This is a genomic window from Tistlia sp., from assembly GCF_040905785.1.
In the GTDB taxonomy this organism is placed as follows: Bacteria; Pseudomonadota; Alphaproteobacteria; order Kiloniellales; family DSM-21159; genus Tistlia.
This window is the reverse complement of record NZ_JBBDQW010000011.1, coordinates 1-11423: the sequence shown is the minus strand read 5'-3', so window position 1 is coordinate 11423 and position 11423 is coordinate 1. Positions and strand designations below refer to the sequence as shown.

At 71.0% G+C, this 11423-nt stretch carries 11 protein-coding genes; 5 read left to right on the top strand and 6 right to left on the bottom strand.

Annotation, left to right across the window (positions count from 1 at the left end; genetic code table 11):
- Positions 1 to 145: 145 nt before the first annotated feature.
- Together araD1 and WD341_RS03345 are read left to right on the top strand one after the other, a co-directional pair.
- A complete protein-coding gene (gene araD1 / locus WD341_RS03350; protein ID WP_368424003.1) occupies positions 146 to 1150 on the top strand; it encodes an AraD1 family protein in 1005 nt (334 codons plus the stop codon).
- A gap of 24 nt (positions 1151 to 1174) precedes the next feature.
- Positions 1175 to 2095 carry an SMP-30/gluconolactonase/LRE family protein gene (locus tag WD341_RS03345; RefSeq protein ID WP_368424002.1) on the top strand — a complete coding sequence of 307 codons (921 nt, stop codon included), beginning with the start codon at positions 1175 to 1177 and terminating at the stop codon, positions 2093 to 2095.
- Position 2096: 1 nt separating this feature from the next.
- On the opposite strand, the gene WD341_RS03340 is transcribed toward WD341_RS03345, so the two are convergent.
- Positions 2097 to 3686, bottom strand: a complete 1590-nt coding sequence (locus tag WD341_RS03340; RefSeq protein WP_368424001.1) for a PAS domain-containing sensor histidine kinase — start codon at positions 3684 to 3686, stop codon at positions 2097 to 2099.
- 14 nt (positions 3687 to 3700) lie between these two features.
- On the bottom strand, positions 3701 to 4846 hold the full coding sequence (locus WD341_RS03335; protein WP_368424000.1) for a DUF2336 domain-containing protein: 1146 nt from the start codon (positions 4844 to 4846) through the stop codon (positions 3701 to 3703).
- 251 nt (positions 4847 to 5097) lie between these two features.
- Here WD341_RS03335 and WD341_RS03330 point away from each other — a divergent pair, with 251 nt between their 5' ends.
- A complete protein-coding gene (locus WD341_RS03330) occupies positions 5098 to 5298 on the top strand; it encodes a DUF1674 domain-containing protein (protein WP_368423999.1) in 201 nt (66 codons plus the stop codon).
- Between the two features lie 40 nt (positions 5299 to 5338).
- Here the strand turns inward: WD341_RS03330 and WD341_RS03325 are convergent, their stop codons facing one another.
- Positions 5339 to 6049: a GNAT family N-acetyltransferase gene (locus WD341_RS03325; RefSeq protein ID WP_368423998.1), complete on the bottom strand. Its 711-nt coding sequence runs from the start codon at positions 6047 to 6049 to the stop codon at positions 5339 to 5341.
- Positions 6042 to 6701 carry a pyridoxamine 5'-phosphate oxidase family protein gene (locus tag WD341_RS03320; RefSeq protein ID WP_368423997.1) on the bottom strand — a complete coding sequence of 220 codons (660 nt, stop codon included), beginning with the start codon at positions 6699 to 6701 and terminating at the stop codon, positions 6042 to 6044. Before WD341_RS03320 ends, WD341_RS03325 begins: the two co-directional genes overlap by 8 nt.
- A gap of 114 nt (positions 6702 to 6815) precedes the next feature.
- Between WD341_RS03320 and WD341_RS03315 the strand changes: the two genes are divergently transcribed.
- Positions 6816 to 8342 (top strand): PLP-dependent aminotransferase family protein, encoded by a 1527-nt coding sequence (locus WD341_RS03315; protein WP_368423996.1) that lies wholly within the window; start codon positions 6816 to 6818, stop codon positions 8340 to 8342.
- A gap of 284 nt (positions 8343 to 8626) precedes the next feature.
- A complete protein-coding gene (locus WD341_RS03310) occupies positions 8627 to 9271 on the top strand; it encodes a PepSY domain-containing protein (protein WP_368423995.1) in 645 nt (214 codons plus the stop codon).
- 112 nt (positions 9272 to 9383) lie between these two features.
- Here WD341_RS03310 and WD341_RS03305 read toward each other — a convergent pair whose 3' ends face one another.
- Both WD341_RS03305 and WD341_RS03300 read right to left on the bottom strand, forming a co-directional pair.
- On the bottom strand, positions 9384 to 9710 hold the full coding sequence (locus WD341_RS03305) for a hypothetical protein (RefSeq protein ID WP_368423994.1): 327 nt from the start codon (positions 9708 to 9710) through the stop codon (positions 9384 to 9386).
- Positions 9711 to 9806: 96 nt separating this feature from the next.
- On the bottom strand, positions 9807 to 11108 hold the full coding sequence (locus WD341_RS03300) for a sulfite oxidase (protein ID WP_368423993.1): 1302 nt from the start codon (positions 11106 to 11108) through the stop codon (positions 9807 to 9809).
- Positions 11109 to 11423: the final 315 nt, after the last annotated feature.

Below are 11423 nucleotides of genomic sequence, written 5' to 3'. Positions count from 1 at the left end.
GGCCGGATCGGTTCCTGGCCCGCGGCATCGGCATCGACTACCATTATGTCATCAAGGGCCTTGGTGCCGCTCGCCTCAGTGATCTTCGAGCTCCGCAACAAGAACAAGACCGGAGGCTGAGCCGCCCGCGGGGAGGAGGATGAGCATGCTGCTGTCGCAGATCGAGGAAGCCGGCGGGCAGACACGGGTGTTCGCGCGCAACGGCACGGACGCCTATCTGGTCAAGGGCGCCACCAGCCTCTATGCGCTGGCGCGCGACAGCATCCGCGCCGGCCAGGGGCTGGCCGACCGGATCGCCCGCCTCGGCTACGGCGAGGCGGTCGACCTGGAGCAGGCCTACGCCGAGGGCCGGCTGCTGTTGCCGGTGACCCATCCCGATCCCGAGCACCTGCACCTGACCGGCACGGGCCTGACGCATCTCGGCTCGGCCTCGGCGCGCGATGCCATGCACCAGAAGCTGGCCGGCAAGGGCGAGGCCGAGCTGACCGACTCAATGAAGATGTTCCGCCTGGGCCTGGAGGGCGGCAAGCCGCCGGCGGGGCGGCCCGGAGTCCAACCGGAGTGGTTCTACAAGGGCAACGGCCTGACCGCGGTCCACCCCGGCCGGCCGCTCGCCGCGCCCGCCTTCGCCCAGGACGGCGGCGAGGAGCCGGAGGTCGCCGGCATCTACCTGATCGGCGACGACGGCACGCCCTGGCGCATCGGCTTCGCCCTGGCCAACGAGTTTTCCGACCACGTTATGGAGCGGACCAACTACCTCTATCTCGCCCATTCCAAGCTGCGGCCGGCCGCCTTCGGGCCCGAGATCCTGCTCGGCGACCTGCCTGCCCACATCGCCGGCACCTCGCGGATCCGCCGGGGCGGGTCGTTGGCCTGGGAGAAGCCCTTCCTGTCCGGCGAGCAGAACATGTCGCACACGCTCGCCAACCTGGAGCACCACCACTTCAAGTACCGGCTGTTCCGCGAACCCGGCGACCTGCACGTCCACATGTTCGGCACGGCGACCCTGTCCTTCGCCGACGGCTTCCGCACCGAGCCTGGCGACCTCTTCGAAATCGAGGCCGAGGCCTTCGGCCTGCCGCTGCGCAACCCCCTGGAGTTGCCCGACGCCGGGGCCGGCCAGGCGGTCGCGGCGGTGCGGGCGCTCTGAGCGGCGCTGCCGAAGCCGAGTCCGGTGGCCGCAGACCCACGCCGCGCCACTGAACCTCCCGGTAGCGGCGACCCCGCGCCCAGGACGCTCGACGCGCCGCCGGCGGAGCTCGGCGAGGGGCCGTCCTACGACCCGGCGAGCGGCACCGCCTGGTGGTTCGACATCCTGGGCCGCCGTCTCTACGAGCACGACCTCGCCCAGGGCACCACGAGGACCCATGCGCTGCCGGTGATGGCGAGCGCGCTGGCGCGGGTCGACGGCGCCCGCCAGCTGCTCGTCGCCGAGGACGGGCTCTACCTGCGCGAGGTTGCGAGCGGCGCCCTCAGGCTGCACCGGCCGCTCGAGGCCGAGAACCCGGCGACCCGCTCGAACGATGCGCGCGTGCATCCCTGCGGCGCCTTCTGGATAGGCACCATGGGCCGCGCCGCCGAGCCCGGGGCCGGAGCGATCTACTGGTACTTCGAAGGCAGACTGCGCCAGCTCTACGACCGGGTGAGCGTGCCGAACGCGATCTGCTTCTCGCCGGACGGCGGGATCGCCTATTTCGCGGACACGCCGACCGGCCGGATCATGCGGGTCGCGGTGGAGCCGTCCACAGGCCTGCCGAGAGGCGAGCCGGCGCGCTTCGACGACGGCAGCGGCGCGGGCGGCCCCGACGGCGCCGTGGTCGACGCCGAGGGTCTGCTGTGGGTGGCACGCTGGGGCGGCGGCTGCCTGGAGACCTATGCACCGAGCGGCCGGCGCGTGCGCCGCCTGGCGCTGCCGGTCTCGCAGCCGACCTGCCCGGCCTTCGCCGGGCGGGGCGGGTCCAGCCTGCTCGTGACCTCGGCGCGCGAGGGCCTGACGGCTACGCAGCTCGCGACGGAGCCCGAGGCCGGATCGACCTTCCGGCTCGATCTCGAGCTCAAGGGCAGGGCCGAGCCGGACGTGCGGATCTCAGGCTAGATTAGTCGCGCAGCACGCGCTCGGCGGGCAGGCGCACGACGATGCGGGTGCCCTGGTTCGGCGTGCTCTCGACGGTCAGGCTGCCGCCGTGCAGGCGGGTCAGGCCGCTCGAGAGCGGCAGGCCGAGTCCGGTGCCGGGAAAGCGGCGGGACAGGCGGCTGTCGACTTGGCCGAAGGGGGTGAGCGCGATCTCGATTTCCTCGGGCGTCATGCCGATGCCGGTGTCTTCGACGACGAAGACGTATTCGCCCTCGTCGTCGATCTCGGCGGAGAGGGTGACACTGCCGCCCTCGGGCGTGAACTTCACCGCGTTGCTCATCAAATTGAGCAGGATCTGCTTGACCGCCCGCCCGTCGCCGTACAGCAGGGGCAGTCCGAGCGGCAGCGCCAGGTTGAGCGAGATGCCGTTGTGCTGCGCGCGGTCGGTCACCAGGCGCAGTGCCGACTTGGCGATCGCCGCCGGGTCGATGGTGTCCTCCTCGAGCTCGGTGCGGCCGGCCTCGATCTTCGAGACGTCGAGGATGTCGTTGATGAGCTCCAGCAGGTGCTGCGCACTCTGATGGATGTCGCCGGAGTACTCCTTGTAGCTGGGCGATCCCAGCGGGCCGAAGGTCTCGGCTGTCATCAGCTCGGAAAAGCCGATGATTGCGTTCAGCGGGGTGCGCAGCTCGTGGCTGACGGTCGCCAGGAACTCGCTCTTCGCCCGGCTGGCGGCCTCGGCCTCGTCGCGGCTCTGCAGCAGCTCGGCCTCGCGGCTGACGCGGTCCGTGACGTCCTGGGCGGTGCCGCGGAAGCCGATGAAGCTGCCGGTCGCCCGGGCGTAGACCGGCACGGCGCTGAGTCGGAACACGCGTTCGCTGCCGTCGCTGTGACACACGGTCGCCTCGATGTCCCGGAACGGCTGGGGGGCGGTCGGACGGATCGCCGCCAGCGCCCCGCTCTCGTCGACGAAGAGGTCGTTCAGGGTGTGTCCGATCAGGCTGCGCGGATGCCGTCCCGTCGCCTCCTGCACGCGGCTGGAGACGAAGCTGATATTGAGGTTGCGGTCGGTCTCCCAGATCCAGTCGGAGACCATGCGGGCGATGTCGTCGAAGCGCTCGCGCATGGCCGCCAGCTGCCGCTTCAGCTCGACCGCGTCCTCCTCTTCGCGAAAGCGGGCGACCACCGCCTGCGGCTTGCCGTCGGCGGCGTAGTGCACTGCATGGCGCGAGATCCAGGTTTCCGGCCGGCCGCCGAAGTCGAGGAAGTGCCGGCGCTCGATCGGCGCGCTCCAGGCCTGCCCGTCGATCCGCTGCGCCTGCTGCAGGGTCTCCTGGATCCACGGCGCGGTCGGGACGTCGAGGCGGTCGCAGGCCAGGGAGCACTCGATCTGCAGCATCGGCAGCAGACGACGGTAGGCGGGATTGAGATAGCGCAGCCGGCCGTCGCGGTCGGCGATGCAGACCGGGTTGTCGTCGTCGAGCAGCCAGTCGAGCGACAGCGACAGCGACAGCGCCCGCGCCCCCGAGGCCAGCAGGCCGTCGAGCGCCGGCAGGCGTTCGCGCTGCGGTGCCGGCTGTCCCTCGACGCCTCCCTCGAAAGCTTCTTCCATGGGACCGGCTCGGCTCACCCGGCCTTGCGCCGGCCGCCGTCCTCGATGCGCTTGATCGCATAGAGATACTGCGGGTCGCGTTGCCAGCGGCGCACCACGCTCTGGGCTGCGCCGGGCTGGACCCGGTCGTAGAGCGCCAGGACGCGGGACAGTTCCTCGGGATCGACGCGCTGGTCGCCCGGGCGGCCCTTGCGGCTCATCAGGAAGATCGAGGTGAATTGCGGCTTCTCGATCTCCAGGGCCCTGCTGGCGATGACAAGGCCCTCGCCGCCGGGCTCGTAGACGATGCGGCGGACCAGACGCAGGCGCAGCTTTGTCATCTCGGCGAAGAGCGCCTCGAACAGGGCGATCTCGCCCTGGCGCAGCACCTGGATCAGCATCTCGACCGACAGGCGGCCCTCGTCGGCCAGCCCGCGCGCCAGGCGCACCGAACTGTCCTCGGCCAGGTCCTCGTCCTCGCTGATCGCGCCGACGGTCTCGTCGGTGACCTCCTCGAGCACGTCGTCGAGCTCGGTCGGATCGATCTCGTAGTTGCCCAGGATGTAGGAGCGGAGCGCCGCGCCGACCCACAGGCACATCCGTCGGGCGAGGGCAGGGCTGAGGTCGCTGCGCCGGATCAGCGGCTCCTGGTAGGTGTCGACCCGCCGCGACTCCTCGACCAGATACTCCATGGTCGCCGTCGAGACACGGGCGTTGCCGTTGTCGAGCAGCACCTTGACGACGTCGCTGTTGCCGGTCTCGACCAGGGCGTCGGATACCGTCTCGCTGACGTGCTGGCGCATGGCGATGGCCAGCTGGTGCTGGATCGTGCGATGGCGGACGATCTCGACCAGGTCCTCGTCGTGCAGCACCTCGCTGACCAGCAGAATCGGGCGCGCGACCTCGATCTCGTCGTTGGCCAGCATCAGCACGACCTCGCGCGGGGCGTGGCCGCGCCGGGCGAGGCGCTCGGACAGCTCGCGCCGGACCTTCATCTCGAAGTCGCGGATCAGCTTGTTGAGGATGTCGCTCATCAGCGCGCGTTCGCGCTCGGTCAGCGTCTCGCCGCTCGACTCGAAGAGGTCGCTGATCGTGGCGACCAGCAGACGCCGCCCCTCCTGGCTCTTGTTCCGAGCCAGCTCGAGCAGTTGTTGGACGTCCTGATCTGCAACGACCGTCATCGGTCTAGCATCCGCTCCCGCTGCCTGGAGGCAGACGATCGTCGACACGATGGCTTTGTCGCGAAGACCCGCCCCCAACAGGCCATTGAGCCTGTATAACAACGTTGCGCGCGCCGGGTGAAGGATTGGTTAAGTCACGCCGCCGCAGGCGTTGTCCCGGCTCGCCGTGCTCGTAGAACGGGTGGCGGCCCCGCCGTGCGGCCCGGCCCGGAGTCTTGCCGGCGTCCGGCGCTCATGCCATATCGCAAGGCATGAAGCTGTTCACGAGCCATCGTCCGAAGCCGGCGCCTGCCGCCGGCCCGCGACTGCAGCCGCTGCCGGCCCGCGAGGCCGAGCCCGCGCCCCCTGGCGCGGGCAGCGCGACCAAGCCGGCCGAGGTCGGCGGGCCGTCGGGACCGGAGCCGACGCGCTACGGCGACTGGGAGCGCAAGGGGATCTGCTACGATTTCTAGCTTGGCAGGCGCGGATCGCTAGGCTGGCAAGCGCAGTCCGCTAGAGCGCCATCAGCTCGGCCAGGCGGCGGCGCTGCCGACCGTTGGCGTCGAAGTTCTCCGGCGCGAGCCAGGCGCGGAAGGCTGCCCCGGCCGTCGGCCAGTCGCTGTCGATCAGGGCATACCAGGCGGTGTCGCGGTTGCGTCCCTTGACGACCAGGTGGCGATAGAAGGTGCCTTCGTAGCGGAAGCCGAAGCGACGGGCCGCGGCGCGCGAGCCCTCGTTGAGGGCGTTGCACTTCCATTCGACGCGGCGGTAGCCCAGGCCGTCGAAGGCGTGGGCGATCATCAGGAAGATCGCCTCGGTCGCCGCGGCCGTGCGCTGCAGCGCGGGCGAGAACCAGATGTGGCCGATCTCGATCACGCCCTGGGCCGGGGTGATCCGCAGGTAGCTCGCCATGCCGAGCGCCCGCCCGGAACGTCGATCGACCAGGGCGAAGAACAGGGGATCGCTCTGCGCCGCGCAGCCCTCCAGCCAGGTCCGCATCGCCGCCTCGCTCTCGAAGGGGCCGTAGGGCAGGAAGTCCCAGAGGCAGGACGCAGCGGCGCTGCCGTCGTGGGCGCAGGCGAAGAGGTCCGCGGCGTGGCGCGCCGGCTCGAGGGGCTCCAGCCGCACCAGCCGACCCTCGAGCGGCGCCCGGGCCGGCGGCTGCCAGTCGCTGGCCTCGACCGGCTCGCCCGACAGCGGGCGCTCGTGGAGCGCCTCAGCCAAGGCGCACGTCCTTCAGGTAGGCCGGGCGCGCAATGCCGGGGGCCAGGCGCGCATCCTCGACCGGCTCGCCGAGCACCAGGCGGATCGGCACCTCGCCGGCCCAGATCGGCAGGGCATAGTCCTCCTCGTCGTCGTTGGGGCCGCCCTCGCGAATCTTGCAGGCGACCTCCTCGAGACGCAGCGACAGCACTTTCGTCGCCTTCAGCTCCTGGCCGTTGAGCGGCCTGAGGTCGGCCCAGCGCCCCGGCGTGATGCGCTCGACGATGGCCTCCAGCGCCGCCGTCTTCTCAGCCGCGCCGGTGACCTCCTCGGCCGTGCCGAAGGCCATGACCGAGCGGTAGTTGAAGGAGGAGTGGAAGCCCGAGCGGGCGTGCACCAGGCCGTCGAGCAGCGAGACGGTGAAGCAGACCGGCACGCCCTGGGCGACCTGGCGCAGCATCCGGCTGGCCGAGGAGCCGTGCCAGAGAACTCGGTCGCCGATCCGGGCGTAGGCTGTCGGCGTGACGTAGGGCTGGCCCTCGATGACGTAGCCGACATGGCAGGCGAGGCCAGCGTCGAGCACGCCGTAGACCGCCTCGCGGTCCCACACGGCCCGCTTGGCGAGGCGGCGGATGCGGGTTCTTTCCGTCGGCGTGAAGTCGTCGTTGCTCATCGCTCTCTTCCCCGGTGTTCCCTGGCTTTCGAGTACGCTGAAAGTGGATTGGCGGAAAGAGCCGCTTCGGGCAAAACCTTGGAGCCACTCTTCGCGGTCCCCGAGGATCTCGTCATGTCGCGCCGCGCTGTCGTACCCCTGCTGTCTCTCGGCCTCGACCCGGCGGCGGAGCAGCCGCTGTTCCGCCAGCTTTACGGCCAGTTGCGCGAGGCGATCCTTGCGGGGCGCCTGGGCGGCGGACAGCGCCTGCCCTCGAGCCGCCTGCTGGCCGGCGAGCTTGGCTGCTCGCGCAACACCGTGCTCGGCGCCCTCGACCAGCTGCTCGCCGAGGGCTACCTGGAGGGGCGGCGCGGCTCGGGCACCTATGTCTCGAGCGTGCTGCCGGACGAGCTGCTGACCGCCCGCCGCGGCCCGGCCGCGCCCGCCGACCGGCGGCCGGCGCCGCAGCTCGGCGCGCGCGGCCGGCGGCTCGCCGCGCTCAGTCGACCCGGCGAGCGCTCGCGCGGCGGCCGCGGCACCGCCTTCGTGCCCGGCCTGCCGGATCTCGCCGCCTTTCCCTTCGACGTCTGGGGCCGCCTGCTCGGGCGCTTCTGGCGGCATCCGCCGGCGCGGCTGGCGCGCCACGGCGACTGCGCCGGCGACCCGGCGCTGCGTGCGGCCATCGCCGACTACCTGCGCACGGTGCGGGCGCTGGCGGTCGAGCCCGAGCAGGTCTTCGTGACCTCCGGTGCGCAGCAGGGCGTCGATCTCGCGGCGCGCCTGCTGCTCGACGCGGGCGACCGGGTCTGGCTCGAGGATCCCGGCTACGTCGGCCTGCGCGGCCCGCTGCTCGCGGCGGGTGCGACGCCGGTGCCGCTGGCGGTCGACGGCGAGGGGCTGTGCGTGGCGGACGGGCGCGCGGCCGACCGGCGCGACGGTGCCGCCGCACGCATGGCCGTCGTCTCACCCTCGCACCAGTACCCCCTGGGTGTCGTCATGTCGCTGGCGCGGCGCCTGGAGCTGCTAGGCTGGGCGCGCGAGGCCGGCGCCTGGATCCTGGAGGACGACTACGACAGCGAGTTCCGCTACGCCGGACGGCCGCTCGCGGCGCTGCAGGGCCTCGACGCCGGCGGCGGGCGAGTCGTCTACCTGGGCAGCTTCTCAAAGGTGCTCTTCCCCTCGCTGCGGATCGGCTACCTGGTCGTGCCACCCGGGCTGGTCGAGCCGTTCCGCGCCGCGCGCGCGGCGCTCGAGGACCATCCGGCGGCGACCGCGCAGCCGGCGCTCGCCGCCTTCATCGCCGAGGGTCACTTCGCGGCCCACGTGCGGCGCATGCGGGCGCTCTACCAGGCCCGGCAGCAGGCGCTGCTGGCGGCGGCGGGCCGGCAGCTCGAGGGGCTCCTGCTGCTGCGCCCGGACGAAGCCGGGATGCATCTGGTCGCCGACCTGACGCCCGCCCTGGCGGCACGCCTCACCGACCTCGAGGCGAGTGAGCGGGCAGCCGCTGCGGGGCTCGTCGCGCCGCCGCTGTCGGCCTATCGCTTCGCCGAGGGGGCGCGGGTCGGGGCGCCGAGCCGCCAGGGTCTGCTCCTCGGCTACGCGGCCGTACCAGAAGGCGAGATGGAGCGCGCGGTCGCCGGTCTGGCGCGCGCGCTGCGCTGACGGGAAAGATCACCGTCTGCTGGAGCGCCGAGGGGCGCGGCCAAGTGTTTCAGCACTGATCGCTCGCCCTTCCCGGTCTCACCCGAGCCGGCAAGTCGTGGTCGCTACTTCAGCGGGTTCTGCTGTCGTCTCTGCTGCTGAAGATGGAAACAACTTGATACACTCGATTCTCCTAACTTGATCGGAAGTATCAAAAATGGGTGGAACGCCTCCAAAGACTTGCCGTTAAGCAGGTTACACAAGCAGGCCCGGACCTGCAGATTTTTCCAGGATGGAGGACGACCATGAAGCGTTTCACTCCCTATGGCCTGACGGCCGCCCTGTTGCTCGGCACGGCCAGCGTGGCCCTCGCCGCCGGCAGCGGTACGAATCAGACCGGCCAGACCGGCGCCCAGGTCGAGTCCGGCTCGATGACCGGCACCACCGGCAACGCCGGCATCCAGGGCACCAACCAGAGCACCAACCAGGGCGCCACCGGTCAGGCCGCGACCGAAAGCCAAGGCAGTGCAGGCAGCCAGGGCAGTGCAGGCAGCCAGGATGGCAGCAACAGCTCGATGACCGGCACCACCGGCAACGCCGGCATCCAGGGCACTAACCAGGGCACCAACCAGAGCACCAACCAGGGCGCCACGGGTCAGGCCGCGACCGGAAGCCAGGGCAGTGCAGGCAGCCAGGGTGGCAGCAACAGCTCGATGACCGGCACCACTGGCAATGCCGGGATTCAGGGCACCAACCAGGGCCAGGGCGAGGCGATGTCCGAGGCGGAGATCCGCGCCGGGCTCGAGCGGCAGGGCTACGAGAACATCCAGAACCTGTCCGCCAACGGCGACCGCTACACCGCCAAGGCGCTTCGCGACGGCAAGCCCGTCGAGATCGAAATCGACCGCCAGTACGGATCGGTGGTCGAGGAGCGCCAGACCGACGGCTGACGGCTCCGGCCTTCAGGTGCCTCGACGACTCGAGGCGAAGTCGAAGCGAGCCCCCATGGCCCCGGCCGTGGGGGTTTTCGCATTCCCGGGTTTCGCCCTGTCGGAGGGAAAGCTAGCGGACCCGGTCTTCCCCGAGCTCGGCCTCCAGATAGTCGAGAACCTGGGTCTCGGTCTCCGGGTCGAGCTCGGCCATCCCCTGCTCCTCGACCATCCAGACCAGGAGTTTCTGCCAGCGGGTCCGGCTGAGGCCCTGCTGGGCCACCAGCTTCGCCGAGTGGCAGCCGGAGCAGAGCGCGAAGACCAGCTCGCGGTGCTCGCCCGGCGGCAGGTTTTCCCACTCCTCGTCCTGCGCCGCCGCAGGCTGCGCGAAGATCAGCGGGGCGAGAGAGAGGCAGGCGAACAGGAAGGCGGGCAGCGCTAGGACGCGGAGAGCGGTCAAGACGGGCTCCGTTGTGCGGTAATGCGGCGCGACTGCAGGCAGGCGGACGCCATGGTGACGGCGGGGGGGGGGCCCCCGCAGCCCCCCCCCCGGGGCTCAGGCCACGCGCACCGCGATCCGGTGCATCGAGTTGTTGAGGTAGCCCTTGGGGTTCCAGGCGATCGCGAAGGGCTGGCTGACGCCCTTGTCGCTGGTCGCCCGCGCCCAGACCTCGTAGTAGCCGGTCGTCGGGAAGGACACCTCGGTCCGCCAGTGCTGCCAGGCGTAGGGATTGGCGGGATCCTCCAGCTCGGCCTCGATCCAGGTCGCGCCGAAGTCGTTGGTGACTTGGACCGCCGCGATCCGGTCGTCGCCGGCCCAGGCGTGGCCGCGGACCTCGAGCGTCCGCTCACCGATCTCCAGGCCGGTTTCCGGCGAGGTGATCAAGGACTTGACCGGCATCGCCTCGATGATCACGAAGTCGTCCTCCGGCACCTCTTCGCCCGCGGCGACGGGATGGCCGGGGACCCGGTAGGAGGAGCCTCCCATCTTGGGGCCGTCGTGCACCACGTCGCGCACCTGGACGCGGGTCAGCCACTTCTGCGAGCAGGAGCCCGGCCAGCCGGGAATGACCAGTCGCAGCGGCGCGCCGTTCATCGGATGGATGTCCTGGCCGTTCATGGCGAAGGCGATCAGGTTGTTGGGGTCCATCGCCTTTTCGATCGGCACGCCGCGCGAGATCGGCAGCTTCTCCGGGTCGCCCGAGAGGTGGCCGTCGGCGCCGTAGTGGCCGGTGTAGACGGCGCTGTCCTTGACGCCGGCCGCCTTCAGCACGTCGGCCAGGCGCACGCCGGTCCACTCCGAGGCGCCGACCGCGCCGTATGTCCACTGGTTTCCCGAGGCCGGGGGGTCGAAGAAGGCGCGGCCGTTGCCGCCGCACTCCAGGGTCAGCTGCGCGGTCACCACTTCGAACTGTGACTTCAGCTCATCGATCGACAGCTCCAGCGGCTTGTCGACCTCGCCGTCGACGGTCACGGTCCAGCCGTCCGGGCTGGTGTCCTCCGGCACGCTGCCGTTGTTGCGGATGAAGTGGCGCTCGATCGGCGTGATCCGGTCGTCGAGCAGGTGCGCCGGCGTCTCCGCGTTCATCGGCCGGTCGTTGTAGACGATCAGGCCGTCCTTGCCCGGGATCGCTCCGGTGTCGGCCAGGGCCAGCGGAATGAACCCCGAGGGCATGTTGCGGTGGAAGGGGATCGCCGCGCCGACCGCGGCCGAGAGCGCCGCCAGCCCGGCGCCGCGCAGGAAGCCCCGCCGGTCCGGAAAGGGCACCCGCCCGAACAGCCGCCGGTCGGCCGCCTCCGGATCCTGCGCGTAGAGCTCGAAGAGGCCGCGTTCCTTGCGGCTGCTACCATCGGGCATGTCGTTCCTCCCTCTCGGTTGAAGCGGATTGTCGTGCCGCCTGTAGGTAAGACGGGGAAGGGGAGGGTTTTATTCCATCGTTTCGTGCAGATTCCGCCGCCCCGCGCTCCCACGCCCTCGACGACGCTCGGGACGAAGCAGAGGGAGGTGCGGCGGCCTCGCACCGTCGCGGCTCGCACCTCCCTCTGCTTCGCCCTGAGCCTGTCGAAGGGCGTGGGAGACAGCTCCCGGCGGGTTCAGGCGCGGCGGGCTCAGGCGCGGCAGGGCTCGCTGCGGCGCCGGGAGTCGGCGAGACGCGTGCGCGCCGGCTCGTCG